This window comes from Streptomyces mutomycini (genome assembly GCF_001700505.1).
Classification (GTDB): Bacteria; Actinomycetota; Actinomycetes; order Streptomycetales; family Streptomycetaceae; genus Streptomyces; species Streptomyces mutomycini.
Genome location: NZ_MAPV01000119.1, coordinates 1 through 25,132 on the forward strand (window position 1 = coordinate 1; position 25,132 = coordinate 25,132).

Genomic DNA, 25,132 nt, shown 5'->3' on the forward strand with positions numbered 1-25,132 from the left:
GTGGGCGGCACGGAGGGGATCGGCGGCATGGGCGGCACGGAGGGGAGGGGCGGTACGGTTCCGGCCCTCCCGGGGGCGCCGGCCGCCCTTCCGGGTACGTGGGCCGCCCTTTCGGGCGTGTCGGCCGTTCCCGGTGCGGCGCGCCTCAGGGCTCCGCCGGGCGACGGCTCGGGGACGACGTGGCTGCCGGGAACGAGGGCTGCCCCGGTCGCACCAGGGCCGCCCTGACCGGCCTGCGGCCAGGGGCTGAGCGGTCCGGCATCCAGGTCCGTCGCCCCCGCGCCGTGCTGTCCGGCGGCTGTCACCCCCGCGCCGGGCGTTTCGGTGACCGGGCCGGGCGACCCCGGTCTGACCGGATCCGCGCCCTCGTCCGAAGCGCCCGCGGCGCGGGGTTTCACGGGCTCGGCCGGCCCGTCCGGTTCCGCCGGTCCGGGTGCGGGCTCGGCCGATGCGGCAGCCCTTGCGACTCCGGCGGTCTTGTTCTCGATGGCACAGGCAGTCATGGTTCGGTCACCTCCGGCAACAGAAGCTAGGTTTCGGACACCCTGCCGGACAACATGAGCCATGCCACTTCACACATAAGGGTGTCGATGTCCTGATTCGCCTGCGGAGGCAGGGGCGGCTGTGCTGCCGCGTCCGCTCGGCCCCGGGGTTTCGGCGCCGCTTCCGGGTGCGCGGCCCCCTCGAAGGCCTCCGCGCCGCCCACGCCACGTAACGATTCGTACCGGCCGCCGGTCCCGCTCCACGGGCCCAGGCGGCCAGGGGCGGCGGGGCACGACGGACAGGTAGCCTTTCCTCCGTGCCCCGCCTGTCTGAAGTCATCGCCGAACTCGACGCCCTCTGGCCCCCCGAGCGGGCCGAGGGATGGGACGCGGTCGGTACGGTCTGCGGCGACCCCGAAGCGGTGATCGACCGGGTCCTCTTCGCCGTCGACCCCGTCCAGCAGATCGCCGACGAGGCCCGCACCCTCGGCGCCCAGCTGATCGTCACCCACCACCCCCTCTATCTCCGGGGTACGACGACGGTCGCGGCCTCCACCTTCAAGGGCCGGGTCGTGCACGGGCTGATCAAGCACGACATCGCCCTGCACGTCGCGCACACCAACGCCGACTCCGCCGACCCCGGGGTCTCCGACGCCCTCGCCGGCGCCCTGGACCTGCGGGTCACCGGCCCCCTCGTGCCGGACCCCACCGATGCCGACGGCCGCCGCGGGCTCGGCCGGATCTGCGAGCTCGACCACCCCGAGACCCTCCGCGACTTCGCCGCCCGCGCCGCCGCACGGCTGCCCGCCACCGCGCAGGGCGTCCGGCTGGCCGGCGACCCGGACGCGCTCGTCCGCAGGGTCGCGGTGAGCGGCGGCTCGGGCGACAGTCTCTTCGACGCCGTACGCGCCGCCGGGGTGGACGCCTTCCTCACCGCGGACCTGCGTCACCACCCGGCCTCCGAGGCCGTCCAGCACTCGCCGCTCGGTCTCGTCGATGCCGCACACTGGGCCACCGAATGGCCCTGGTGCGAGCAGGCCGCCGCGCAGCTCGACGCACTTTCCGACCGCCACGGATGGGACCTGCGGGTCCATGTCTCGAAGCAGGTCACCGACCCCTGGACCACCCACCACTCTTCTGGAGCCCCCAACTGAACGCCGCGCCCGCCGACCAGATCCGACTCCTCGAAGTCCAGGCACTCGACGTACGTCTGTCCCAGCTCTCGCACAAGCGCACGTCGCTGCCCGAGCACGCCGAGCTCGACTCGCTGAACAGCGACCTCGCGCAGCTGCGCGACCTGCTGGTCGCCTCGCAGACCGAGGAGAGCGACACCACCCGTGAGCAGAGCAAGGCGGAGCAGGACGTCGACCAGGTGCGCCAGCGCGCCGTCCGCGACCAGCAGCGGCTCGACTCCGGCGCGGTCTCCTCGCCGAAGGACCTGGAGAGCCTGCAGCGTGAGATCACCTCGCTGGCCAAGCGCCAGGGTGATCTCGAGGACGTCGTCCTCGAGATCATGGAGCGCCGCGAGTCCGCCCAGGAGCGCGTCGCCGAACTGACCGAGCGCGTGAGCGCGGTGCAGGCCAAGGCCGACGACGCGACCGCCCGCCGGGACGCCGCGAGCCGGGAGCTCGACGCCGAGACCGCCACGGTGGCCAAGGACCGCGAGGTCGTCGCGAGTGCCGTCCCCGCCGACCTGCTCAAGCTGTACGACAAGCTGCGCGCACAGCAGGGCGGCGTCGGTGCGGCCCGGCTCTACCAGCGACGCTGCGAGGGCTGCCGCCTGGAGCTGAACATCACCGAGGTCAACGACGTGAAGGCGGCGTCCCCCGACACGGTGCTGCGCTGCGAGAACTGCCACCGCATCCTGGTCCGCACCGCGGACTCCGGCCTGTAGTGTCCGCCCCCCGCACGCTGGTCGTCGAGGCCGACGGCGGGTCCCGGGGCAACCCGGGGCCCGCCGGCTACGGCGCGGTCGTCCTCGATCCGGCCGATGCCGCGACGCTCGCCGAGGCAGCGGAGTACATCGGCGTCGCGACGAACAACGTCGCGGAGTACAAGGGCCTGATCGCCGGCCTGAAGGCGGTGCGGGAGCTGTTCCCGGACGCGCCCGTGCAGGTGCTCGTCCGGATGGACTCCAAGCTGGTGGTCGAGCAGATGTCGGGGCGCTGGAAGATCAAGCACCCCGACATGAAGCCGCTCGCCGCCGAGGCCGCGAGCATCCTGCCCCCTGCCTCGGTGACGTACGAGTGGATCCCGCGCGAGCAGAACAAGCACGCCGACCGGCCCGCCAACGAGGCCATGGACGCGGGCAGGCGGGGTGAGCAGTGGGCCCCGGAGAACTCGACGGCCGACCTGGGGACGACGCGCCCGCCCCCACTCTCGGAGCAGCTGCCTTTGTCCGGCCCGCCCGGCGACGCGGCCGCGGGTGCGGCGAAGGTACGCGCCGCGATGGCCGCCGCCCGTCCGGCACAGGCGGTCCCGCAGTCCGGCACGACGGCATTCGCCTCGGCATCTGGGCAGGTGGGCGCGTCCGTATCCCCTCAGGTGGGCTGGGGGAGCGCACCCGACCTCGGGGCGCCCGCCACCTTCATCCTGCTCCGGCACGGAGAGACGGCCCTCACTCCTGAGAAGCGCTTCTCGGGGAGCGGTGGCAGCGACCCCGAGCTCTCGGAGACGGGCCGGGACCAGGCCGCCTGTGCGGCGGAGGCGTTCGCCGCCAGCGGCGCGGTCCAGGAGATCGTGAGCTCCCCGCTGCGCCGGTGCCGTGAGACGGCCGAGGCCGTGGCGCTCCGGCTCGGCCTGGAGGTCCGGATCGAGGACGGCCTGCGCGAGACGGACTTCGGCGCGTGGGAGGGGCTCACCTTCGCCGAGGTGCGTGAACGCCACGGCTCGGACCTCACGACGTGGCTGGCGTCCCCCGACGCCGCCCCCACCGGCGGCGGCGAGAGCTTCGCCGAGGTGGCGGAGCGGGTCTCGGCCACGCGCGACCGGCTGATCGCCCGATACGCGGGCCGCACGGTGCTGCTGGTCACGCACGTCACGCCGATCAAGACGCTGGTCCGGCTCGCGCTGGGCGCCCCGCCGGAATCGCTGTTCCGCATGGAGCTGTCGCCCGCCTCCGTCTCGACGGTGGCGTACTACGCGGACGGGAACCCGTCGCTGAGGCTCCTCAACGACACGTCGCACCTGCGGTAGCCGCGCGGGATGACCTGGTCCACGGGACTCCTGGGCTTCGTCGCCGGCTTCCTGATCTCGGTGGCGACCGCACCCGTCGGAGTGTCCGGCGCGGTGTTCCTGCTGCCGGTTCAGGTCAGTGTCCTGGGCGTGCCGAGCCCCGCCGTGACCCCCACCAACCTGCTGTACAACGTGGTCTCGTGCCCCGGGGCCCTCCTGCGCTACCGCAGCAGCGGCAGGCTGCGCGGGCCGCTGACCCGGCTGCTCGTGGCCGGCGCCGTACCGGGTGTGGTGATCGGCGCGGTGATCCGGGTCCTCGCCGTGCCGGGCCCCACGGTCTTCCGTGCGTTCATCGCTGTTCTGCTGCTCCCGCTGGGGGTGTGGCTGTGTGCCCGTACGCTGCGTCCGGCCCGCCGCACGGCCGGGGCGGCGCCCCCGTCACCCCGGGCGACCAGGGCCCTCGCGCTGGCCGTCGGTATCGCGGGCGGTGTCTACGGGATCGGCGGGGGCTCCCTCATCGGGCCGATCCTCGTCGGGCGCGGGGTCCCCGTCGCCAAGGTCGCCCCCGCCGCGCTGGCCTGCACGTTCGTCACGTCCTTGGCGGGCGCGGGCACCTACGCGCTGCTGTCCGTCACGGCCACGGGCGACATCGCTCCCGATTGGGCGCTGGGCCTGGTCTGCGGTCTCGGCGGACTCTGCGGCGGCTACACAGGGGCACGGCTCCAGCCCCGTCTGCCCGAGACGGCGCTCCGGCTCCTGCTGGGCACCCTCGCCCTGGGGATCGGCCTCGTGTACGCGGTCCAGGTGGCCGGCTGAGCTCCGGCACTCAGCCGCGGCCCAGCGCCGACGCCTCGGCGGCCAGCTGCTCCACGCGCGCCCAGTCCTTCGCCGCGACCGCGTCGCCGGGCACCATCCAGCTGCCGCCGACGCAGCCGACGTTGGGCAGGGCCAGATACGACGGCGCCGATGCGAGCGTGATGCCGCCCGTCGGGCAGAACCTGGCCTGCGGGAGCGGAGAGGACAGCGCCTTCAGATAGGCGGTGCCCCCCGCGGCCTCGGCCGGGAAGAACTTCATCTCCGTGATTCCGCGCTGCACGAGCGCGACCACCTCGGAGGCCGTCGAGACGCCTGGCAGGAACGGGACGCCCGATGCCTTCATCGCGTCCAGCAGGGCGTCCGTCCAGCCGGGGCTGACCAGGAAGCGGGCTCCGGCCGCGACGGTCCCGGTCACATGCGCCGGGGAGATCACCGTGCCCGCACCGACCACGGCGTCGGGAACCTCCGCCGCGATCGCCCGTATCGCGTCGAGGGCCGCGGCCGTCCGCAGCGTGACCTCGATCGCGGGCAGCCCACCCGCGACGAGGGCGCGGGCCAGCGGCACCGCGTCGGCCGCGTCCTCGAGTACGACGACGGGGACGACGGGGGCGAGGTCCAGCACGGAGGTGGACACGGCGGCGGGCGCGAAGGAGGTCATGGCGTTCATCCTGCCGCGACAACCGCACACTGCGCAACGAGCGTTGCGTATGCTGCAACGACTGCTAGTGGATCTCGGTGACCACCACATCGAGCGCCCACGCCCGCCCGGCCCGCCCGGGGGCCTGCGCCTCGACCGCGTACCCGAGGTCGCGCAGCACCTCCACCAGCTCCGCCGGCCGCTTCGGACGGGCCCCGGCCAGCAGCAGATCTCGCACCATCCGGCCCTTGGTGGCCTTGTTGAAGTGGCTGACCACGGACCGCTTCTCCACCCCGTTCACCATCTGGGACTGCAGCACCCGCACACTCGCCGTGCGCTCCGCGACCTCGCCCGCGGGCTTCCATGCCCCGGCATAAGCGGACGAGCGCAGATCCAGGACCAGCCCGTCCCCGGCCGTCTCCGGCATGACCGACGCCATCGGGGCGCGCCAGTGAGCGTTCAGTGCGCCGAGGCCGGGCAGCTTCACCCCCATCGAGCAGCGGTACGAGGGAATCCGGTCGCCCACCCGCACCGCGCCCCACAGCCCGGAGAAGACCAGCAGTGACTTCCCGGCACGCCGCCTGGCCGCCGCGTCCAGCGTGGCCAGGCCCAGGGCGTCGTACAGCACGCCGGTGTAGATCTCCCCGGCGGGCCGGGTCCCGGCGGTGCGGAGCTCCGCGTTCTTCGCCACCTCGCCGCGCAGTCCCTCGCTCAGGCCGAGCACCTCACGGGCCTTGTCCTCGTCCCCCATGCACAGCTCGACCAGCTCGTCGAGGATCGCGGCCCGCGCGTCAGCGAGGCCCGGCAGGGACAGTGACTCCGGCTTCAGCGGTGCCCCGCGCCCCGAGGCGGCCTTACCTTCGGAGGGCGGCAACAGCACGAGCACGGGCGTTCTCCTTCTTGCGCGGAACAGGGCTCCGCGCATGTGGGAGCCCTCCCGGCAAGGGTACGGGGCCGGTCTCCCCCCAACCCGCCTGGAGGCCGGGGGGTGCCTCTATGTCTCTCGTCAAGGTTGTGCCGCCGTTTTTGTGGCTGTTTGCGGTGGTCATGCGGCGAGGGTGACGGTGGGGGTTCGTGACTCGTAGAAGGTTCCGTCGCGGAGCATGGCGAACAGGACGCTGATGCGTTGGCGGGCGAGGCGGAGAAGGGCTTGGGTGTGGGTCTTTCCGCGGGCGCGTTGCTTGTCGTAGTAGGTCCGGGAGGCGGGATCGGCGTTCATGCAGGCGAAGGCGGAGAGGAACATCGCACGTTTGAGCTGCCGGTTTCCGCCTCTGGGTGCGTGTTCGCCGTGGATTGAGGTTCCCGAGGACTTCGTTGTCGGGGCCAGGCCCGCGTAGGAGGCGAGGTGGGCGGCGGTGGGGAAGCTGGTGCCGTCGCCGACGGTGGTCAGCAGAACGGCTGCGGTCCTGACGCCGACGCCCGGCATCGACGTCAGGACCTGGGAAAGAGGGTGGGCCTCCAGCAGGGCGCTGATCTGGGCTTCCAGGGCCCGGCGCTGTTCGTGGACGGCGGCGAGCGAGCGGACCAGGGACGGGACCACGATGTCGAGGGTGCCGGTGCCGGGAACGATCACGGTCTGCTCGTCCAGGGCGTCGAAGACGTCGTCGATCAGCCGAGTGGCCATGCGCGGGGCTTTGGGGCGGATCAGCTCGACGAGGCGGCGCCGGCCGGCTTTCCGCAACGCGGCCGGAGAGCCGTAGCGCTCGAGGAGCCAGGTGACGGCCTGGTGGTCCAGGCGGGGGCCCAGGACGCGTTCCAGGCTGGGGTGGAACTGGGTGAGCAGGCCGCGTATCCGGTTGGAGGTGCGGGTGGCCTCGGCGGCGAGGTCTTGGTCGAAGCCGACCAGGACGGTGAGCTCGGCGGTGATCTCGTCGGTCAGTTCGAGCGAGCGCAGGGTATGGGGCAGGGTGCGGGCCGCGTCCGCGATCACCGCCGCGTCTCTCGCGTCGGTCTTTGCCTCGCCGGGATAGAGGTCGGCGATCCGGCGCATCGCGAGTCCGGGCAGGTAGGCGACCTTGCAGCCCGCGTCGCGGGCGACGGCCAGGGGCAGAGCGCCGATGGAGGCGGGCTGGTCCACGATCACCAAAACGGTGCCGAACTTCGCGGCCAGCTTGTCGAACACGGCCCGCAGTTTCGGCTCGCTGTTGGGCAGCTGCTTGTCGAAGACCTTCTTCCCGGCCGGAGTCAGCCCGTGTCCGTGATGGGTGCTCTTGCCGACGTCCAGGCCCAGAAAGACGCCCACCTCGATGGTGTCGAACATCGCTACTTTCCCTCTCCCCAGGGGTGTTCACGGTGCCGGCCTCGGCGTCGGTGTCGTGCGCGCGCATCCACGTTATGCAGACCTGCCGCCCGCGAACTGTCCGGCATTGCGCCGGACCGGGCGGTGGCCGGACCTCTCATCAGCGTCTCCGACGGCACCTCCCGGGCCCGGTGACACCACCCCCCAGGTCATGCCTTCGACAGGGGGCAACAGTCATGCCGGGCCCGGAGGCCAGCGGTCCCGTTGCAGGACCGCGAAAAAGATAACGGGGCCGGGAGGCCCGCCCCGGGCTGCGGCCAGGTCCCCGACGACCGGCTTGTCCGCATCTCGTACGATCACGTCCTCGGCTACGGACTGCGTACCGACTCCGTACCAGGGAAGGTCTCAGGCGTGACTGACCTCGCCATCGCCCCCACGGCCGGCCGCCCCGGGCAGATCATCGCCGCCGCGCGTGCCCTGCTGGAGGCGGAGGGGCCGGAGGCGCTCACCATGCGCCGGCTGGCCGACCGGGTGGGCGTCAAGGCACCGTCCCTCTACAAGCACTTCCCGGACAAGTCGTCCGTGGTGGCGGCGCTGGCCGCCGAGATGCTCCGGGAGACCGCCGGGGTCCTGGAAGCGGCCGAGCGGGCGGCCCCGGGCTCCTTCTCCGCACTCGCCACCGCGTACCGCAGCTACGCCCTGGCCCACCCGCACCTCTACCTCCTCACCATGGGCCGGGCCCTTCCCGCCGTGGAAGCGGCGGACGCCGCAGCCGCCCCGCTGTTCCGTGCCGCCGGGGGCGACGAGGACCGGGCCAGGGCGGCCTGGGCCTTCGCCCACGGGATGGTCGTCCTGGAGCTCAACGGCCGTTTCCCGCCGGGCGCCGACCTCTCGGCGGCATGGGAGGCCGGCATCGCGGCCTTCACCCCCGGCCCCGCCGGGTAGCATGGCCATCACGGCAGACGAGCCGGGCGGACGGCCGCGTGAGGATCCCCGGATCCTCCCGAGGAACGTCCGGGCTCCACAGGGCAGGGTGATGGCTAACGGCCACCCGGGGTGACCCGCGGGACAGTGCCACAGAAAACAGACCGCCGAGGACTTCGGTCCCCGGTAAGGGTGAAACGGTGGTGTAAGAGACCACCAGCGCCTGAGGCGACTCAGGCGGCTAGGTAAACCCCACCCGGAGCAAGGTCAAGAGGGAGCACCCCGGTGCTCCTGCGCGAACGTCCGAGGGCTGCCCGCCCGAGTTCGCGGGTAGACCGCACGAGACCGGCAGCAATGCCGGTCCTAGATGGATGGCCGTCTCCCCGGCCGCCGCGAGGCGACCGGGCGACAGAACCCGGCGTACAGCCCGACTCGTCTGCCGCCCCAGCGGTTTTGCCTTGGAGAGGGCCTCCGACCTGCGTCGGAGGCCCTCTCCGGTCTTTCGGGGGCGTGCCGCGGCAGGCAGCGAAAAGGCCCTCGGACAGCGCCCTCGGACCGCTGAAAGTCCGTGGAAAGTCCGTGAAAAGTCCCTGGAGACAAAGGATGCTGAGACTCCTGCGCTGGTCCGGGTAAAGGCTCGGTCTCGACCAGGGAGCACGAACGCCGAACTGTGGGCTCGCGGGTGACGAGAGGCATCGTGACCCACTCGACAGGGCGTCCAGCAGGTCGAGTGCGGCAGCATGGTGAACCAACAGGGTCCTGGTGCCGACGTGTTGAGACCTCGAACGCCTTCCTCGGGGGCGGGGCCCTGTGCGTTGCGGGCCCTCGATCACGCCACCACCGTCGCCCGGTCGATGTCCGGACTCGGGTTCCCTGCAGCGTGATGCCAGCCGGCGGGCAGTGCGACGAACTCTTCACGCACGGGCCGCCCCAGTCCCCGGAAAGCTCCCCGCGGCTAACGCTCCATCGATATTATTCCGCCTTGGACCACTCCGACGATCACCCTACTTAGGCGGACATCACATGGCCGTAAACAGTCGCACAAGTGAATGGGAACGCGAGATCGAGATTGAGTGCGCCGAGCCGGCGGCGCTTCAGCAGCTCGAGGAAGAGCTAGCCGATGACCCGGGGATCATCCTCAAAGAACCGAACGTGCACTCCCCGGGTCTGCGCTCTGAACTGATTCACACGATCATCATCGGAGTTTCCGGCGCGGGCTTCGCGTCGGCCACAAGTGCAGTGCTGATTAATTTCATCAAAAGTCGCCGGGTGAAGATCACGGTACGCCGGACCAAAGCGGGAAGCACTGTTACGTACGAGGGGCCCGTGCGAGATGGAAGGAAGGTTCTTGAGATTGTCAACCCATCTCAGGCTCCAGAGCTACAAGAATGATGCGGAATCACTCCGTCTGCGTTCCAATCATGGGAGTTTCGACCCCACTGCAGTCCTCATCGAGTTGGGCGGTAACTCCCTGGATCCAGAAGAAATCACCAGCGAGGAAGAGGCTCGCCGGATCAATTCCATTCTGCTGCACGAGCGGCATCACTGGCTCCAGCACGTAGGCACCACCGGCGGGATTTACAATTCTATTCTGCTGCAGTTCGAGATGGGCGTGATCAGCAGCACGCCTGGGCTTGAAACTCTCACAGAGGAAGACATTCCGCTCCTTCGGTCCGCGCACCCCGAGCGCCGAAGGATCGTAGAAATCTGGGAACTTTGCGAACAGGTCCGCAGGGCGTTCTTCGGCTGCAGGATTGGCGACTACCGGGAACTCGACACCGGGATCGCACTGCCCACTCGAACCCTCACCGACGCTTTGGCCAACCATATTCAGAAGTACGTTCCAGGGCCGTCGGGTCTCCCGCTTTCGTTCCCTCAATTCCCCAAAGAGGCGTTTCAGGGTGGAGATGGCTATGCGGTACCCCAACACCGCAGCTGGGTAGTTGGCATCAGGCACCTCATGGAATTCTCGGCGCGGGTCAGCGAAATCACGAAATTGGTCGTCGATGCCACCCTGCTGGGCGATAAGAGGCTCGACGTTTCGTCTCTCCTGGCCGGAATCTACACCGTCGCCTACGACATCTTTTTGAAGGCATGCGGCACTGCGGAGCGGAGCATGACGACACTCGTAACCGCAGCGACGGTATGCGACATCGCGCTGAACGGTTGTCATTTCCCCATTGGTCCTGCGTTATTGCAGTCTCCGGGACTTCTGTTCGCTCAACTTTCTAAAGAGATGCACGGCTTCGACTTCCGACGTGCCGTTGTGGTCAACGTGCCATCCACGGTGCGCGATCTTGTTGATGCCATCTATCAACATCTGGAAGACCGGACGGGTGTCGACTGGAAGGCGACTACCCTGGCGACCTCAGGTCTCTTCGGTCACTTGACCCCATTCGATATGGGAGCTCCATTTGAAGGGGTGCGGGCAGAGGGCCGGCCCCATACCTTCCCCAATGCCATCGAGTGGCTGGCCCCCCTCTGGGGGAAATCTGCGAGCATCAGAACCGATCATCCCGAACTGTTCATCCTTCCTGCTTGCATCTACACCGACGACCGGCATCGCTTTCACCACCTGTTCGACGAGATCGCGCCTCCCGCAGTCAAACGTCTGGGCACATTGCGTGGAACGCGGCCCATCGACCCCGGTTGGGTCCCGTGGATGCTGCAATTTTCGATCGAAGCCGATCTTCTGAGAGGGATGGTTTACCTGGATTCGAGCGCATTGGCTACAACTTTGGCTCGCCATGTGCAGTCGTTGTCGGGTAACTCTGCGACTCGTGAGGGATCCCTGTCAGCAGTTTTCCACAGTGTGTATTTCGCCTCCCGGAAATCCCCTCTGGGTGTTTCGCTGGTTCGCAGAATCGCCAAGACCCTGGAGGTCGACTCACCTCTCTGAAATCACCCTACTTGCGCAGGCTGGAATCGAACCAGATGTTCACCTGCGCACGCTGTTCGCCTCGGGGCGACGGGCGCCCCCGGAGGTCGGGGCAGGACACCACAAAGGAGACCATCCATGGAGCGCACCACCCACGTCAGCAGCGACGGCCGACGCCGCGTCGATGCCATGGGTCCGTCCGTGATCCCGGGATGGGATCTGGTCTACGGCCATCCCCAGGACAGCGCCCAGGTCATCCGCAGGGAGGAGGGCACCTACGCACTGGCGTGCACGCTGCACCGGCACGCCAAGGCGCTGTCCACGCAGAACGAGGAACGCCAGTGGCGCGAGAGCGGTGGATGGTGCCCCGGATGTGTGGGCGGACTCCCTGTGGACGCCGGCGGAACGACATGACCGAGCGGCTGTCGCAGCACTGCGGTAGCCATAGACCGCGAAGGAAGGGTGCCATGCGCGACTGGCTGTTCATCGTGAAGCCCACGGACACCACTATGGACGGTGATTTCTCCAGCAAGGAGCGGGTGCTGGAGCTGGCCGAGGCCGTTCCCCGGCAGGAGTGGTGGCTGGCAAGGCGCCGCCATATGTTCCCCGGAGATCGCATCTGGATCTACTTTGCCGCCCCGGTGAAGGAAGTGGCCGCCGTCGCGGAGGTCGTGGACAAGCCTTACGAGGTGACGGGGGACGCTGAGTACCCGTGGCGGTTCCCGGCAGTGCTCAATGTGGACGCGACTCGGGCTCTGTACCGCTCCCCGGTCCCGCTCTCGGCGCTGTCCAACCAGCACCCCCAAGGAGTGCCCCTGGCGCGGGACAGCGATCTGCAACTCCTCCTGAAGCAGGCCAAGTTGTAACCGCAGGTCGGTGCCACGCGGGGCGGCAGTCGCCGAGCTGCCGGGGGAGTGCGGGCCTTGACGCCGCGCGGGGGCGCTCCAGATGGCCTCCGCGGGCCGGCGGGTGCGCATGGCACCTCGCGTTCCTGGCGGCGGAGCCCGCCCAGTGTGCGCCGGACCGCGGCGAGCCGCCGTGCGTAGTCGACGAGTTCAGCCGTGGTGTCCGCGATGTCTGCCACCCGTTCCGGGGCAGGGTGGCGCACTGCTCTAGGGGGCGAGGTCTTCGACACCGCTCAAAGACCTTTTCCGGCCGTTCTTCCGCCTCCCCTGCCGGGCGGATTCGCCCGCACATCCGGCCTGGGCTCTCTGGCCGGGGGTCCCTCGCGCGCGCCTGTCAGAGGAGTCGGAAGCTTCCAGCCACAGCGTGAGCGAATGCTTCCTGCATGCGGAGCGGAGTTGATCACTTGTGATCCAAACCCGATAGGCTCCTTTGCGGCGCGGCGAGTTGACTCGAACTCACTCAGCCGCCGCCGCGCTGCCCGCTCGCGCGTGCGGCGCCCGCGCGACCCCTCTGTTCGATTGTGGTGCTCTCGAAGGATGCAGATGGAACTTGCCACTCCACCCCCGGCGGCACGTGCCCCGGTCTCCTGGTACGGCTGGTGGCTGATGCCGCTGGCCCTGGGGGCCGGAACCGTCGCCACCGCAGTGGCGGGACCTGATGAGGTCCAGTTACCCGCGACGTTCGCGGGTGCCGCGGTCACCGTCGCCGGCGCGGCCTGTGTGCGACTCCTCGTCCGGACCCGGTCCCGGCTCGGCCGCGCGGACCAGGACTTCCGCTCGGCGCAGGCCGAGCACTCCCAGCAGCTGTACGCGGACGTGCGGGGCCGGGAAGAGAGATTCGCGGCCGAGCGCTCAGCTCTGGAGGCCCAACTCGGCCAGATGACGGCCGACTTCGAGGCCCGGCTCGCTGAGAACACCCAGGCGTACGAGAACGCCGTTGGAGAACACACCCAGGCGTACGAGACGGCCATCGCCGAACGTAACCGGGTGATGGAGGAGCAGCTCGCCCTCCAGCAGGCCGTCGTCTCCAGGCTCGGTGGCAGCCATCTCCCCGAAGCGGTCGACCGGCTGCGCGACGGCGACTCCATCGACGACATCCTGGCCGAGGTCGGCCAGGAGACCGACGTGAGCCCGGAACTGCGCGCCGCGCTGCGCAGGGTCCTGAGGACCGCGCTGCTCGAGGTGGAGGAGGAGCTGAACCGTTCCACCTCGGCGGAGCAGGCCGTGGTCGGCATCGGCAGCCGGATCCACGTACTGACGGGCCGGCTGCGCGGCCGGCTCCACGAAATGCAGGGCGAACACGGGCGGCTGCCCGCGGTGGCCCAGGGACTCATGGAGCTGGACCAGGAGATCGGCCCCGCCGACTGTCTCGCCGCCAGCATCGGCGTACTGGGTGGTTCGGACCGGCCGGGACGCCAGTGGCAGGAGCCGCAGCGACTGCTCAGCGTGGTCCGGGGCGGCATCGGGCGCATCAAGGACTTCAACCGCATCCAGGTCCGGCACCTGCCCGAACTCGGTGTCGACGGCGGCCTGGTGGATCACCTCACGCTGATCTTCGCCCACCTCCTGGACAACGCGACGCGCTACTCACCGCCCACCGAGCCCGTGGTCGTCTCCGGCAAGGAGGTGCCCAACGGTGTCGGCATCGAGATCCAGGACGCGGGCAAGGGCCTGAGCGACGAGCGGAAGCGCGAGGCGGAGCAGTCCATCGCCGGTACGTCGAAGGGCCCCGGCCTCGGCGGCATCTCGGAGGACGCGAACCTCGGCCTGCGCGTGGTGGGTGCCCTGGCGCGCCGCTACGGCATCCGGGTCACCTTCGCGGACTCGCCGTGGCTCGGGACCTCCGTGGTCGTGGTGGTCCCCCACAAGTACTTCAGCCATCTGCCCGCCCCCGTCACCGAACCGGCCAGGCCCGTCACGGTGAGTCCGGCAGAGCCGGTCGCCGCGACGGCCGTGCCCGCCGTGCCCGTGGAGAACACCGAAGCCGTCGAAGCCGTCGAAGCCGTGGACACCACCCCCGGCGGTCTGCCGCGACGCAGGAGCAGGCGGGCCGACACGCCGGCCGCCCGCCCGGCAGTCGCCGAGCGCACCACGGAGTCGATGGCAGCCGTGCCGCCGGACGCGTCGTTCGCCGGCCTCGCCGCCTTCGCCACGGCCGGCCGCGAGAGCGCCCCGCCGGGGGCGGCAGCCGCGGACGCCGGCCGGGGCGCCCGTGAGACGACTGACGGCCGTGAGTCCAACCGCACTGAAGAGAGCGACTTGTCCACATGACGCAACAGGGAACCGACGTGAGCTGGGCGCTCCGGGATCTGACGGAGAGCATCCGGGAGATCCGCTTCGCCCTCGTGGCCTCCAGCGACGGCAAGGCCATCACCTCCTACGGAGCCGACGACCCCGACGACGTGGACCGCTTCGCCGCCGTGGTCGCGGGCCTGCAGGCGCTCGCACAGCCCGTCGCCGAGCAGTTCCCCGCGTACGCGGGACAGCTGCGCCTCGCGATGATCGAGGTCGACGGCGGTCACCTCTTCGTGGTGCGGGCCGGTGTGGAGACGTACCTCGGGGTTCTTGCGAGGGAAGGGCTCGACCAGGGCCTGCTCGGCCACCAGATGAGGGACCTGGCGCGGAGGATGGGTGAGCTCCTCGGCACCAGTCCGCGCCTGGAGGAGCAGTCTGGATGAGTGGTCCCCGCCGGCCCACGGACCCGCCCGGTCTCGAGCGCTACTACGTCCTCACCGGGGGGCGCAGCGGACCGGGTGGTTCGGCGTCGACCCTGGACGTGGCGACCCTCATCATCTCGTGTGCCGCAGCCGAGCCCGGCCTGCAGCACGAGCACGAGGAGATACTCCGGCGCTGCCGCGATCCGCTGTCGGTCGCCGAACTCGGTGCCCATCTCGGACTGCCCTTCAACATTCTCGCGGTGCTCCTGGCCGATCTGCTGGACGCAGGCCGTGTCGAGGCCCGCGATCCCATCCCGGCGTCAGGAGCCGGCCGCGGGCCCGACCTCGCGCTCCTTGAGGAGGTACTCAGTGGACTTCAAAGGCTTTGACCGTTCCGACCGGCAGACGGCCGGAGGCGGCACCCGCTCGGTGAAGGTGATGATCGCCGGCGGCTTCGGTACCGGGAAGACCACCCTGGTGCGCTCGGTCAGCGACATCAAGCCGCTCACCACCGAGGAGACGCTGACCCAGGCCAGCGTGGACGTCGACGACCTGATCGGGGTGGCGGACAAGCTGCAGACCACCGTCAGCCTCGACTTCGGCAAGATCGGCATCAACGACGAACTGGTGCTGTACCTGTTCGGGACACCGGGGCAGGAGCGGTTCTGGTTCCTGTGGAACGGCCTGTTCAAGGGGGCCCTCGGGGCCGTGGTCCTGGTGGACACCCGCCGGCTGGCCTCCAGCTTCCGGGCCATCGAGGAGATGGAGCGGCAGAACGTGCCCTTCGTCATCGCCCTGAACGTGTTCCCCGACTCCACGAACCACCCGGTCGAGGAGATACGCGACGCCCTGGACATCCCCGAGCACACCCCGGTGGTGACGTGTGACGCCCGCGACCGGAACTCCAGCCGTGACGTGCTGATCGCGTTGATCCGGCACCTCAAGGCACGCTCCGACGTCGCGCTGGAGCCCCGATGACCGACCACTCGGACAACGAGGCGGAGGCCGCCGGCGGCTGCCCCGTCATGCACGGCGGCGACGGCGGCCTCACCAGGCTGTACGGGCCACAGGCGGCGATCGACCCGCAGGGCATCTACGGGCGGCTGCGCAAGGAACACGGGGCCGTGGCACCGGTACTGCTCGAAGGGGACGTCCGTGCCTGGCTCGTCCTCGGCTACCGCGAGAGCCGGCGCGTGCTCGACAACCCCCTCCAGTTCAGCCGCGACTCGCGCATCTGGCGGGACTGGGCGGAGGGCGGCGTCGAGGAGACCTCACCGCTGATCCAGATGCTCGGCTGGCGTCCCGACTGCGTGTCCCAGGACGGGGAGCCGCACCGCAGGCTGCGCAGGGCCGTCACCGACAACCTGGACACCCTCGCGGGGCGCGGTATCCGGCGTCATGTCACGCACTTCGCGAACAAGCAGATCGACGCGTTCGCCGGGAAGGGCAGCGCCGATCTGGTCATCGAGTACGCCGAGTACCTGCCGATGCTGGTGCTGACGCGGCTGTTCGGCCTGCCCGCGGCGGAGGGGCGCAGTCTCGCGGTCTCCTGTGCACAGGTCCTCAAGGGCGGTCCGGACGCCCTGGAGCACAACGACCGCATCATGGAGATCCTCGGGGAGCTAGCCGAGCGCAAGCGCGTGGAGCCCGGCCCCGACTTCACCACCGGGCTGCTCGCCCACACCGCCGGTCTCGACGAGGACGAGATCGTCAGCCATCTGCGTCTCGTGCTGATCACCGCGCACACCACGACCAGCAATCTGCTGGCCCGGGTGCTCGAACTGGTCCTCACCGACGCCTCCCGCCTCGCGGGACTCGTCAGCGGCCAGCGATCCATCTCCGAGGTCGTCGAGGAAGTCATGTGGAACACCCCGCCGCTGGCGGTCCTTCCGGGGCGTTTCGCCACCGCGGACCTCGAGCTCGGCGGTACGCAGGTCAAGGAGGGCGACCTGCTGGTGCTCGGGCTCGCCGCGGGCAACCTGGACCCGGAGATCCGGCCCGACTCCGGTGTCTCCGTACACGGCAACCAGTCGCACCTCGCGTTCAGCGGCGGCCCGCACGAATGCCCCGGCCAGAACATCGGCCAGGCCATCATCGGGACCGCCGTCGACGTCCTGCTGCACCGGCTGCCCGGACTGCGTCTGTCCGTACCCGCCGACGAGCTCACCTCGACCGCGTCCACCTGGGAGGCGCGCCTGGACGCGCTCCCGGTCGAGTTCGCCGCGCAGTAGGCGTCCGTCCGGCCCTGCCCACCGTCCCCGCCCGGCCGAGCACCGCTCGGCCGGGCGGGGACGGTTCGTCATACGGCGAGCAGATCGTCCAGCGATCCCCTGCCCGCCAGCTCGGCCGTGGCGGCCGGCCCCTCCTTCGCCGCGGCGTACCTGCCGGAGGTCAGGGCCCACTCGTAGTTGCCGCTGATCCAGTGCTGGATGGCTTCCACGCCCATCCGCACCTGGTCACGCTGTTCGGTGCCGAGCCCGAGCTCCTCGCACATCACCGGTATGTGCGACTCGAGTTCGAGGTACTCCTCCAGGCACTCCGTGGTCATCCGGTACGCCTCGTCCGCGGCCTCCTCCCAGGTGCCGCCGCGCTCCCGGTGCAGGACGGCGATGAGGTTGTGACCGTCTCCCCGGCGCTTCTCGCGCTCGAAGGAGTGGATGTCGTTCATGAAGCCGATCGTGTCGGCGGCCAGGTCCCGCATCCGTGCCATCAGTTCGTGCGCCTGCACCTGTGCCGGCACCTCGAAGCCGCGGCTGCGCTCACCCGCGTCGATGCTGTGGTGGATGCCCACGGTGCGGCGGCGGAACTCCGCGTACTCCTCGATGCCGAGTGTTCCCGCCCGGCCCTCGGCCGCCAGGTCGACCTCCTCGGTGTGTGCCACGAGGAAGCGCCCCCAGGAGGCGGCGAACCGGGTCTTCCAGGTCAGGGACATGCCATCCGAGAGCTGGGCCCACACCTCGGCCCAGGCCAGGGTGATCGGGCAGACGACGCGCGGAGCCGTCCCGGCGGGGCGCAGCGGCGTGGCTATCAGCTCCCGTGCGACCTCCGCTATGCGGTCCGCGCGATCGGGGCTCCCGGAGTCGAACTGGTCGTCGAAGAGGAAGGCCAGGGAGAACCAGTTCATCAGGACGACCATGTCGTCGGCCGAGGCGTACGGGTACGTCCGCGCGGCCGCCTGGGGCAGGTCCCAGGACTGGTACTCCTCGAACCCGGCCTGGCTGCGGACCAGGCCCATCTCCCACACCCAGCGCAGGTGACGCTCTCGTGCGGAGTCGAGGTGGTCGCTGACCGGGGCCTTGAAGGGGAGGTCGAATGTGACGTCCTGCGGCATTGGCGTCCTCTCTGGAGAAGGTTCGCAGGCCCCCGCCCCTGCGACAGGACGATCGGGATTGAACGCCCATTGACTCGAAGTGCACGTTCTGGGCACGGATTTGATGGCCCATCATGTGCGCCCCGAGGCTGCCCAGAGCCTAAACGATCTATGCCACAAGATCGGCTCGAAGGACTATTTGCGGAACCGGAGCCTCACGCGGGTTCCGTTCATCGCCGTCCGAGCCGGTCCCGCGCCGCGTTCGCAAAGGTCAGGCGGCTGTCGCGCGGAATGGTGAAACGCCGGGAATCCTCCGTTTCGCCTGTGTGGCCGACGGGCGGACGACTGCCCAGGCCCCGTACAGCGGGAGTCGGTGCGACGCGGCTGGTGTGCTCGGCGGAGACGATCGGTCACCTCTCGTCGGCGCTGACGACGACCGCTCAGACCCCGCCCAGATCGGAGCTCAGCCAGCGCTGGGGGCGCATGTGGATGACCACCTGCTCGCCGTGTTCCCTCCAGGCGAAGTCGACGTAGGCGTCGACCCTCTCGGCGGGGAGGTAGCGCGACGAGATCTCCACCAGCTGGTCTCGGGTCGCGGGGAGCGTGGCGACCACGGGGCCCTCGACGGAGACGTAGCGGACAGTCGGCGTGACGCGGTCGACCATGATGCTGAAGCGGCCCGCACCGGCGATGGAGATGCCCTTGCGGGAGTCACGCCCCGTCATGATCCACAGGTCGCCGCCGGGCGCGTACTGGTACCAGATCGGCACGGTGAGCGGCGCACGCCCTTCCTCCGCCGCGTTCACGGAAAGCGCGGCGACGTGCGGTTCGGCCAGAAACTGCTCACGCTCTTCGCGGGTCAAAGCCATGGCTGACTCCTCGGGTCGGGGGGCGCTGTCGCCTCGGGCCGCATTATGCAACGCTCGCCCCGGTCCGGAGGGAGAGCCACACGCTTTCGTCCCGGACCGGTGGACGGCCGACGGCCGCGAGGACCGCTGGGCCGGCGTACGCCCCTGGTGTACCTGTGCGTTCACCGGCGAGGGGGCGACAGGATGGCTCAGGACACGTCCGTACGGCTGGGAACGGCGAGTCCGAGGACGCGGAGGGATCGCCCGGGTCTTCCTCGCCTCACGCGCTGCCGCACGGCCGGCCTGGCACAGGCGCACGGTGACGAGGACGCGCTGGACCGGATCACCCATGTGGTGCGCCTGCCCGGGCGGTCAGATGACCGGCGGGCGGCCCAGCCTGGTCATACGCCACACCGTGCGCCAGCGCATCGGGTCGCGTCCGCCGCACTCGGTGCGCACCCCCTCGGCGAAGCCGGCCGCCCAGGCGCGCAGACCGGAGACCGAGCGGGTGCGGGCGAGGGTGAGCAGGATCCAGATGCCGAGGTAGGCGGGGATCAGGGGGAGCGGCAGGTTGCGGCGGGCCAGCCAGACACGGTTTCGGGCCGTCATGCGGTAGTAGACGGCGTGCCGGGCCGGAGACGTCCTGGGGTGCTGGAGCAGCAGGCCGGGCTCGTAGCGGATCGTCCAGTCCGCGTCGAGTGCGCGCCAGGACAGGTCTGTCTCCTCGTGCGTGAAGAAGAACTCGGCTGGCCAGGGGCCGGTTTCGGCGAGCATCCTCATGGAGAGCGCGTGACCGCCGCCGAGGAACGCGGTGACCGGGCCGGGGCGCATCGGGTCCTTGGCGCGGAGACGCGGGACGTGCCGGCGCTGGGTCTCGCCGTGTTCGTCGGCGATGCGGAAGCCGACGATGCCCAGGCCCGCGTCGGCGGCGTACAGCTTGCGGACCGTGCGGAACACGTCCTTGTCCACCAGGAGTCCGTCGTCGTCCAGTTCGATCACCACGTCCACGTCGCCGAACCCGGCGAGTGCGTCCAGGGCCTTGTTGCGGCCGCCGGGACAGCCCAGGTTCACGTCGAGTTCGAGCACGGTCACGCCGCCGGTGAGGTCCGCCAGGCCGGGGAAGGCGCCGTAGTCGGGGAGCGGCGAGCCGTTGCCCACGACGATCACACGGGCGGGCCGTACGTCCTGCATGGCCACTGACGCCAGCAGAGCCTCGACCTGCTGCGGGCGGTCTCCCATGGTCACGATGGATACGCCGATGCGTGGTTCGGACAAGGCTCGGTTCTCCTGCGGGTTCCGGTGGCTGCGGGCACCGCGGTACCGCCGCGGTGCCCGCGATCGTAACGTCTGGTGTTCAGCTGTCCGTGGGGGCCAGGACACCCTGCGGCCGGTCGCCGTTCAACCGGGCGTAGATCAGCATGTCCCGGCGCCTTCCCCCGATCTCCCGCCACCCGCGCAGCAGGCCCTCGCGCAGGTAGCCGGCGCTCTCGGCGGTCCGTACCGAAGCGGTGTTCCACGGCTCGATGAGGACCTGGACGCGGGGGATGCGCAGCTCGTGCAGGGCCCAGGTGGTGACCGTGCGCAGTGCTGCTCCCGCGACCCCCTGGCCGCGGCCCGGGACAGTCATCCAGTAGTCGAGCGTCGCCCGCCCCTCGGCCGCCTCCGTGAGCCGGAGCCCGATGGAGCCGACGGGCCGCCGGTCCCGGGTGCGCGCGATGGTGAACGGATACCCGGTCCCGGAGGCCGCCCGGTCCCACTGGCGTCTCACATAGGCCTCGGCCGCCCCGTCGGAGTACGGCGAGGGGATCGTGGTGATCAGCGGGATGTATTCGTCCTTTGCCGCCTCGCGGACGAGGGGCAGGTCGCTCATCTCCCAGGGGCGCAGGACGAAATCGGCTCCGGCGGTCATGCTGGGGACGGTCAGCGGCTGTGCCATGACGCTCATGGTGCCCCGTCCGGGGCCCGCCGCCCGGGCCCGACTCACCCGCCCGACTCACCCGGCGGATGTCCGGCTGCCGGACCGGGCGAGGAACGCCCCGGCGAGAAGGGCTCCGGCCAGGACGAGGGCCGAGTTGACGAGGACCGCCGCAGAGACCCCTGACAGCACCGCGCCGGGTCCGGTGTCCGTGCCCGTCCGGGCCGTGACGATCGCGCTCATGACCGGGATGCCCATGGTGATGCCTACCTGCTGCGTCATCGTGGCCAGGCCGGTGGCCAGCCCCTGCTCCTCGTCGGGGAGGCCGGAGGTGGCGGTGACCATGAAGCCCACGATCATCAGCATGTTGCCGACGCCACCGACGAAGGTGGCGGCCAGCAGGAGCCAGATCCAGCCGCCGGAGGTGCCGAGCACGACGAGGGAGAGGGTGGCGGCGGCCTGGACGACGCCGCCCAGGACGATGGTGCGCCGGTTGCCGAACCTGCCGACCGCACGGCCGCCGAGCACGCCGCCGGTCACGGTGCCGATGCCCAGCACGCCGAAGGCCAGACCGGTGGCGAGCGGGGAGTAACCGAGGACCTCCTGGAGGTAGAGCGTCAGCAGGAAGACCAGGGAGGTCTCGGTTACGAAGGCGATCAGTCCGGTGGCGTTGCCCCAGATGACGCTGCGCCGCCTCAGGATGCGCACGGGGACCAGGGGCGCCGCCGCCCGCTTCTCGATGAACCAGAAACCCACGAGGAGCGCGGCACCGGCGAGCAGTGCGGTGAGCGTGGTGGGTGTGCTCCAGCCGGACTCGCCCGCCTGCGTCAGGCCGAAGACGAGCAGCAGCAGGCCACCGGTGACGGCGGCGGCGCCCGGCAGGTCGAGCTTGGGCCGTCCGGCCGGCCGCGAGTCGGTGATGGCGGACGGGGCCAGGGCGACGACGAGCGCGGCGACGGGAACGTTGACGAAGAAGGCCCAGCGCCAGGAGAGCAGATCGGTCAGCAGCCCTCCGAGGATCGCCCCCGCCGTGAAACCGGCGGACATCAGGGCGCCGTTGAGGCCTAGGGCGCGCTCGCGCAGGGGCCCTTCCCTGAACGCCGTGGTGAGCAGCGCGAGTCCGGCCGGGGTGACGGCCGCGGTGGCCAGGCCCTGCAGGACGCGTGCGGTGAGCAGGACCTCGGGAGAGGTGGCGAGCCCGCCGAGTACGGAGGACAGGCCGAGGACGACCATGCCTCCGATGAACAGCCGCTTGCGGCCCACGAGATCGGCGACGCGCCCGAACAGCAGGGTGAAGCCGGCGGCGGCGAGGGCGAAGGAGGTGGCGATCCACTGGAGGTGGGCGAGGGAGAATCCGAGGCCCTCGCCGACGGCGGGCAGGGCGACGTTGAGGATCGAGAAGTCGACGGCGATCATGAACTGCGCGCCGAGGAGGAGGACGAGGACGAGCTTCTGGCGGCCGGTCATGCGCGGGGCCGTCGGGGCCGGAGCCCGGTGGGGCGCGGCGCTGGGTGCCGTGCTGTTCGTGGACATGGGTGCCCTTTCCTGAAGACCCTGAGCCTTAACGGATCTGTGGTTCCGTTAAGGTGGGGTCACCGTAGCAGGGGATGGCCGACTAATGGAGCTGGAGACCCGTTATGAATGCAGGGGATGGCGAGCCCGGCACGGTCCGGCCCGGTGGGCGCACAGCCCGGGTCCGGGAGTCCGTGCTGCGTGCGGCCGGTGACGCGCTGGTCGAGCAGGGCTTCGACCGGCTCGACCTCGCCGATGTCGCCCGCCGTGCCGAGGTCGGCAAGACGACGGTCTACCGGCGCTGGTCCACCACCGCCGGGCTGGTCGCCGACCTGCTGACGGACATGGCGGAGCAGTCCGTGCCGCGCACGGACACGGGATCGCTGGAGGAGGACCTCCGGGCCAACGCGCGGCTGGTGGTGCGGACGCTGACCGACGCGCGCCAGGGCCCCCTCTTCGCCGCCGTCATCGCGGCGGCGACGTGCGACGCCCGGACGGCCGAGGCCCTGCACCGCTTCTACGCTGTGCGCGTCGAGGAGTGGGCCGGCTGCGTCGACGCGGCGGTCGGGCGGGGCGAGCTGCCCGCGGGCACCGATGCCCGAGAGGTGGTCCGGGCCGTGTCGGCGCCCCTGTACTACCGGCTGCTGGCCAGTGGCGACCCCCTTGACGAGGCTGTCGCCGACCGCGCGGCCGCCGCGGCGGCCGCGGCGGCGAGGGCGGGCGTGTACGTGAGCTGACGAGGCGGGCGGTGGGGAGCGCTTGACTTCTCGTGCACTCCAACTCGTAGGTTCTGCGCTCATGCAGACGAAAACGGACTGGCGGCCGAGAACTCCTGGCCGCGGCGGTATCGAAGTGAGCGCGCTCGGCTTCGGGTGCTGGGCGATCGGCGGGGAGTGGTCGACGCCCGACGGCAGTCCGCTCGGCTGGGGGAAGGTCGACGACGACGAGTCGGTGACCGCGATCCGCCGGGCGCTCGACCTCGGGGTGACGTTCTTCGACACCGCGGACGTGTACGGGGCCGGGCACAGTGAACGGGTGCTGGGCCGGGCGCTCGCGGGCAGGCGGGACGACGTCGTCGTCGCCACCAAGTGGGGCAACCTGTTCGACGAGCGGACCCGCGTCATGGACGGTGCCGACAGGTCCCCCGAGTACGCCCGTGAGGCGCTCATCGCCTCGCTGCGCAGGCTGGGGACCGACCGGGTCGACCTCTACCAGCTGCATCTCGGCGACACCCCGTTCGACGAGGCGGCGGAACTGCGCGACGCCTGCGAGGAGTTCGTGGCCGAGGGGCTGATCAGGGCCTATGGGTGGAGCACCGACGACCCGGAGCGTGCCGCGCTCTTCGCCGAGGGTGAGCACTGCGCGGCCGTCCAGCACGCCTGCAACGTGCTGGAGGACGCTCCCGGGATGCTGGCCCTCAGCGAGGAGCGGGACCTGATCAGCATCGTCCGGAGCCCGTTGGCCATGGGCCTCCTCGCGGGTGCCCGCGATCCGGGCAGACGGGCGGACCGGGGCGACATCCGGTCCGCCCCGCCCGCCTGGCTGCGCTGGTACGAGGAGGGCGGGGTGCCTGCCGGGCACTGGGCGGCGCGGGTCGAGGCCGTCCGCGAGGTGCTGACGGCAGACGGCCGCACCCTCGCCCAGGGGGCCCTCGGCTGGCTGTGGGCGCGCAGCCGGCGGGCGGTGCCGATCCCGGGCTTCAGGACCGTCGCCCAGGCGGAGGAGAACGCGGCGGCCCTCGCCCAGGGCCCACTGCGGCCGGAGCAGCTCAGGCAGATCGCGGGCCTGCTCGCGTGAGCAGGGTGCGGCGGCGCATGTGCGTGTGAGCGCCGGCGGGGCGGGGGAGCGGCTGGTCAGCCGATCCGGGTTCCTGTCCCGGTCACCCGGATCCGCGGGTCACCCGGCCTCAGTTCGACGGTGAGGGTGCCGGGCCTGCCCATGTCGGCGCCCTGGTGCAGCGTGAGGACGGCGTCGTGCGGGACGAGGCCGGCCTCACGCGCGTACGCACCGAACGCGGCCGCTGCCGCGCCCGTCGCAGGGTCCTCGACGACGCCGCCGACCGGGAACGGGTTGCGGACGTGGAAGACCGTGCCGGACTCCCGCCACACCAGCTGGACGGTCGTCAGGGCGAGCCGGTGCATGAGGGTTTCCAGGCGGGCGAAGTCGTACGAGAGGTCCGCCAGCCGCTCCCGGGTCGCGGCGGCCAGCACCAGGTGGCGGGCGCCCGCGTAGGCGATGCGGGGTGCCGGCGCGGGAGCCAGGCCGGCGGCCGGCCAGTCCAGGGCGGCCAGGGCCTCCGCGAGATCATCGGGGGTGATGTCCTCGGTGTGCGGCTCGACGCTGGTGAGGGTGGCGCGGAGCTCGTCGCCGTCGCGGACGACGGTGACCGGGACCTGACCCGCGGGGGTGGAGAACACCAGATCGCCCGGGCCGTCCCGCTCGGCGAGCGCGATGGCGGCGGCGACCGTGGCATGGCCGCAGAAGGGCACCTCTGCCTTCGGGCTGAAGTAACGGACGGTGTGGCCGCCGCGGCCGTCCGGTGCGGTGAGGAACGCCGATTCGCTGTAACCCAGCTCCGCGGCGACGGCGAGCATCGCCGCGTCGTCGAGCCCGGAGGCGTCCAGGACGACCCCGGCCGGGTTGCCTCCGCCGGGGTCGGCGGAGAAGGCGGTGTAGCGGAGGACCTCGGCGCGGGGGTGTGGGCTCATGCCGCAGATCAACCGCACGGCGGGGACGCGCATTCCCGCGCCCGGGCGGATCGCGGGGGTGGTCCGGGGTCCTGACTCCCCGGACCACCCCCTGGCCGCTCCCGCGGCCCCGTTATGTTCTCCACGG

The 25,132-nt window shown here is 70.8% G+C and carries 25 protein-coding genes, 1 other RNA gene and 1 pseudogene; 17 read left to right on the plus strand and 10 right to left on the minus strand.

Annotated elements, in window-relative coordinates:
• Positions 1–503: pseudogene (locus BFF76_RS33355) on the minus strand (hypothetical protein); the annotation flags it as partial.
• Between the two features lie 296 nt (positions 504–799).
• Between BFF76_RS33355 and BFF76_RS18130 the strand changes: the two are divergent.
• From BFF76_RS18130 to BFF76_RS18145, 4 genes are read left to right on the plus strand one after another with little or no spacing between them, the layout of a single operon-like run.
• Entirely contained in the window at positions 800–1,636 is an 837-nt protein-coding gene (locus tag BFF76_RS18130) for a Nif3-like dinuclear metal center hexameric protein (protein WP_065848628.1), read from the plus strand.
• On the plus strand, positions 1,633–2,376 hold the full coding sequence (locus tag BFF76_RS18135; protein WP_244167297.1) for a zinc ribbon domain-containing protein: 744 nt from the start codon (positions 1,633–1,635) through the stop codon (positions 2,374–2,376). The genes BFF76_RS18130 and BFF76_RS18135 overlap by 4 nt, the downstream gene beginning before the upstream one ends.
• Positions 2,376–3,677, plus strand: a complete 1,302-nt coding sequence (locus tag BFF76_RS18140; RefSeq protein ID WP_065848630.1) for a bifunctional RNase H/acid phosphatase — start codon at positions 2,376–2,378, stop codon at positions 3,675–3,677. The genes BFF76_RS18135 and BFF76_RS18140 overlap by 1 nt, the downstream gene beginning before the upstream one ends.
• Positions 3,678–3,686: 9 nt before the next feature.
• Positions 3,687–4,472 carry a sulfite exporter TauE/SafE family protein gene (locus BFF76_RS18145; protein WP_065848631.1) on the plus strand — a complete coding sequence of 262 codons (786 nt, stop codon included), beginning with the start codon at positions 3,687–3,689 and terminating at the stop codon, positions 4,470–4,472.
• A 10-nt stretch (positions 4,473–4,482) separates the two neighbouring features.
• On the opposite strand, the gene eda is transcribed toward BFF76_RS18145, so the two are convergent.
• From eda to BFF76_RS18160, 3 genes are all read right to left on the minus strand, one after another.
• Entirely contained in the window at positions 4,483–5,130 is a 648-nt protein-coding gene (gene eda, locus BFF76_RS18150; RefSeq protein WP_065848632.1) for a bifunctional 4-hydroxy-2-oxoglutarate aldolase/2-dehydro-3-deoxy-phosphogluconate aldolase, read from the minus strand.
• Between the two features lie 64 nt (positions 5,131–5,194).
• On the minus strand, positions 5,195–5,995 hold the full coding sequence (gene yaaA, locus BFF76_RS18155) for a peroxide stress protein YaaA (RefSeq protein ID WP_031096979.1): 801 nt from the start codon (positions 5,993–5,995) through the stop codon (positions 5,195–5,197).
• Between the two features lie 159 nt (positions 5,996–6,154).
• On the minus strand, positions 6,155–7,369 hold the full coding sequence (locus BFF76_RS18160; RefSeq protein WP_031101398.1) for an IS110 family RNA-guided transposase: 1,215 nt from the start codon (positions 7,367–7,369) through the stop codon (positions 6,155–6,157).
• A 390-nt stretch (positions 7,370–7,759) separates the two neighbouring features.
• Here BFF76_RS18160 and BFF76_RS18165 point away from each other — a divergent pair, with 390 nt between their 5' ends.
• The 11 genes from BFF76_RS18165 to BFF76_RS18205 all read left to right on the plus strand — a co-directional run bounded on the left by BFF76_RS18165 (position 7,760) and on the right by BFF76_RS18205 (position 16,943).
• Positions 7,760–8,293 carry a TetR/AcrR family transcriptional regulator gene (locus BFF76_RS18165; protein WP_053928476.1) on the plus strand — a complete coding sequence of 178 codons (534 nt, stop codon included), beginning with the start codon at positions 7,760–7,762 and terminating at the stop codon, positions 8,291–8,293.
• Positions 8,294–8,311: 18 nt separating this feature from the next.
• An RNA gene (gene rnpB, locus BFF76_RS18170) (RNase P RNA component class A) lies at positions 8,312–8,711 on the plus strand.
• Positions 8,712–9,295: 584 nt separating this feature from the next.
• Positions 9,296–9,664, plus strand: coding sequence for a hypothetical protein (locus BFF76_RS32715; RefSeq protein ID WP_141695620.1), 369 nt, complete (start codon positions 9,296–9,298; stop codon positions 9,662–9,664).
• Positions 9,627–11,171, plus strand: a complete 1,545-nt coding sequence (locus BFF76_RS32720) for a hypothetical protein (protein ID WP_141695621.1) — start codon at positions 9,627–9,629, stop codon at positions 11,169–11,171. Before BFF76_RS32715 ends, BFF76_RS32720 begins: the two co-directional genes overlap by 38 nt.
• Positions 11,172–11,288: 117 nt before the next feature.
• Positions 11,289–11,564 (plus strand): hypothetical protein, encoded by a 276-nt coding sequence (locus BFF76_RS18175; RefSeq protein WP_065848633.1) that lies wholly within the window; start codon positions 11,289–11,291, stop codon positions 11,562–11,564.
• A gap of 53 nt (positions 11,565–11,617) precedes the next feature.
• Positions 11,618–12,016 carry an EVE domain-containing protein gene (locus BFF76_RS33025; RefSeq protein ID WP_065848634.1) on the plus strand — a complete coding sequence of 133 codons (399 nt, stop codon included), beginning with the start codon at positions 11,618–11,620 and terminating at the stop codon, positions 12,014–12,016.
• A 582-nt stretch (positions 12,017–12,598) separates the two neighbouring features.
• Positions 12,599–14,326: a sensor histidine kinase gene (locus BFF76_RS18185; RefSeq protein WP_053928475.1), complete on the plus strand. Its 1,728-nt coding sequence runs from the start codon at positions 12,599–12,601 to the stop codon at positions 14,324–14,326.
• Positions 14,323–14,733: a roadblock/LC7 domain-containing protein gene (locus BFF76_RS18190; RefSeq protein ID WP_065848635.1), complete on the plus strand. Its 411-nt coding sequence runs from the start codon at positions 14,323–14,325 to the stop codon at positions 14,731–14,733. The genes BFF76_RS18185 and BFF76_RS18190 overlap by 4 nt, the downstream gene beginning before the upstream one ends.
• Positions 14,730–15,101, plus strand: a complete 372-nt coding sequence (locus tag BFF76_RS18195) for a DUF742 domain-containing protein (RefSeq protein ID WP_053928474.1) — start codon at positions 14,730–14,732, stop codon at positions 15,099–15,101. Before BFF76_RS18190 ends, BFF76_RS18195 begins: the two co-directional genes overlap by 4 nt.
• Positions 15,082–15,690 (plus strand): GTP-binding protein, encoded by a 609-nt coding sequence (locus BFF76_RS18200; protein ID WP_031096988.1) that lies wholly within the window; start codon positions 15,082–15,084, stop codon positions 15,688–15,690. The genes BFF76_RS18195 and BFF76_RS18200 overlap by 20 nt, the downstream gene beginning before the upstream one ends.
• Positions 15,687–16,943 carry a cytochrome P450 gene (locus BFF76_RS18205; RefSeq protein WP_031096991.1) on the plus strand — a complete coding sequence of 419 codons (1,257 nt, stop codon included), beginning with the start codon at positions 15,687–15,689 and terminating at the stop codon, positions 16,941–16,943. The genes BFF76_RS18200 and BFF76_RS18205 overlap by 4 nt, the downstream gene beginning before the upstream one ends.
• Positions 16,944–17,011: 68 nt before the next feature.
• On the opposite strand, the gene BFF76_RS18210 is transcribed toward BFF76_RS18205, so the two are convergent.
• From BFF76_RS18210 to BFF76_RS18230, 5 genes are all read right to left on the minus strand, one after another.
• Positions 17,012–18,043, minus strand: coding sequence for a 7-epi-alpha-eudesmol synthase (locus BFF76_RS18210; protein WP_031096993.1), 1,032 nt, complete (start codon positions 18,041–18,043; stop codon positions 17,012–17,014).
• A 419-nt stretch (positions 18,044–18,462) separates the two neighbouring features.
• Positions 18,463–18,891, minus strand: a complete 429-nt coding sequence (locus BFF76_RS18215; RefSeq protein ID WP_031096996.1) for a pyridoxamine 5'-phosphate oxidase family protein — start codon at positions 18,889–18,891, stop codon at positions 18,463–18,465.
• Between the two features lie 351 nt (positions 18,892–19,242).
• Entirely contained in the window at positions 19,243–20,145 is a 903-nt protein-coding gene (locus BFF76_RS18220; RefSeq protein ID WP_065848636.1) for a glycosyltransferase family 2 protein, read from the minus strand.
• 79 nt (positions 20,146–20,224) lie between these two features.
• Positions 20,225–20,806: a GNAT family N-acetyltransferase gene (locus tag BFF76_RS18225; protein WP_031097000.1), complete on the minus strand. Its 582-nt coding sequence runs from the start codon at positions 20,804–20,806 to the stop codon at positions 20,225–20,227.
• Between the two features lie 57 nt (positions 20,807–20,863).
• Complete coding sequence (locus BFF76_RS18230; RefSeq protein WP_065848637.1) at positions 20,864–22,318, minus strand: MFS transporter; 1,455 nt, start codon at positions 22,316–22,318, stop codon at positions 20,864–20,866.
• Positions 22,319–22,422: 104 nt separating this feature from the next.
• Here BFF76_RS18230 and BFF76_RS18235 point away from each other — a divergent pair, with 104 nt between their 5' ends.
• On the plus strand, positions 22,423–23,034 hold the full coding sequence (locus tag BFF76_RS18235) for a TetR/AcrR family transcriptional regulator (protein ID WP_053928471.1): 612 nt from the start codon (positions 22,423–22,425) through the stop codon (positions 23,032–23,034).
• Positions 23,035–23,095: 61 nt separating this feature from the next.
• Entirely contained in the window at positions 23,096–24,094 is a 999-nt protein-coding gene (locus BFF76_RS18240) for an aldo/keto reductase (RefSeq protein ID WP_065848638.1), read from the plus strand.
• Between the two features lie 56 nt (positions 24,095–24,150).
• On the opposite strand, the gene BFF76_RS18245 is transcribed toward BFF76_RS18240, so the two are convergent.
• Positions 24,151–25,005, minus strand: a complete 855-nt coding sequence (locus BFF76_RS18245) for a PhzF family phenazine biosynthesis protein (RefSeq protein WP_053928691.1) — start codon at positions 25,003–25,005, stop codon at positions 24,151–24,153.
• Positions 25,006–25,132: the final 127 nt, after the last annotated feature.

Coding starts and splice junctions, on each gene's coding strand:
- BFF76_RS18195 (WP_053928474.1), top strand. CDS start 14,730: ATGAGTGGTCCCCGCCGGCCCACGGACCCGCCCGGTCTCGAGCGCTAC.
- BFF76_RS18215 (WP_031096996.1), bottom strand. CDS start 18,891: ATGGCTTTGACCCGCGAAGAGCGTGAGCAGTTTCTGGCCGAACCGCAC.
- BFF76_RS32715 (WP_141695620.1), top strand. CDS start 9,296: ATGGCCGTAAACAGTCGCACAAGTGAATGGGAACGCGAGATCGAGATT.
- BFF76_RS18230 (WP_065848637.1), bottom strand. CDS start 22,318: ATGTCCACGAACAGCACGGCACCCAGCGCCGCGCCCCACCGGGCTCCG.
- eda (WP_065848632.1), bottom strand. CDS start 5,130: ATGACCTCCTTCGCGCCCGCCGCCGTGTCCACCTCCGTGCTGGACCTC.
- BFF76_RS18185 (WP_053928475.1), top strand. CDS start 12,599: ATGGAACTTGCCACTCCACCCCCGGCGGCACGTGCCCCGGTCTCCTGG.
- BFF76_RS33025 (WP_065848634.1), top strand. CDS start 11,618: ATGCGCGACTGGCTGTTCATCGTGAAGCCCACGGACACCACTATGGAC.
- BFF76_RS18175 (WP_065848633.1), top strand. CDS start 11,289: ATGGAGCGCACCACCCACGTCAGCAGCGACGGCCGACGCCGCGTCGAT.
- BFF76_RS18235 (WP_053928471.1), top strand. CDS start 22,423: ATGAATGCAGGGGATGGCGAGCCCGGCACGGTCCGGCCCGGTGGGCGC.
- BFF76_RS18190 (WP_065848635.1), top strand. CDS start 14,323: ATGACGCAACAGGGAACCGACGTGAGCTGGGCGCTCCGGGATCTGACG.
- BFF76_RS18225 (WP_031097000.1), bottom strand. CDS start 20,806: ATGGCACAGCCGCTGACCGTCCCCAGCATGACCGCCGGAGCCGATTTC.
- BFF76_RS18240 (WP_065848638.1), top strand. CDS start 23,096: ATGCAGACGAAAACGGACTGGCGGCCGAGAACTCCTGGCCGCGGCGGT.
- BFF76_RS18145 (WP_065848631.1), top strand. CDS start 3,687: ATGACCTGGTCCACGGGACTCCTGGGCTTCGTCGCCGGCTTCCTGATC.
- BFF76_RS18160 (WP_031101398.1), bottom strand. CDS start 7,369: ATGTTCGACACCATCGAGGTGGGCGTCTTTCTGGGCCTGGACGTCGGC.
- BFF76_RS18210 (WP_031096993.1), bottom strand. CDS start 18,043: ATGCCGCAGGACGTCACATTCGACCTCCCCTTCAAGGCCCCGGTCAGC.
- BFF76_RS18205 (WP_031096991.1), top strand. CDS start 15,687: ATGACCGACCACTCGGACAACGAGGCGGAGGCCGCCGGCGGCTGCCCC.
- BFF76_RS18245 (WP_053928691.1), bottom strand. CDS start 25,005: ATGAGCCCACACCCCCGCGCCGAGGTCCTCCGCTACACCGCCTTCTCC.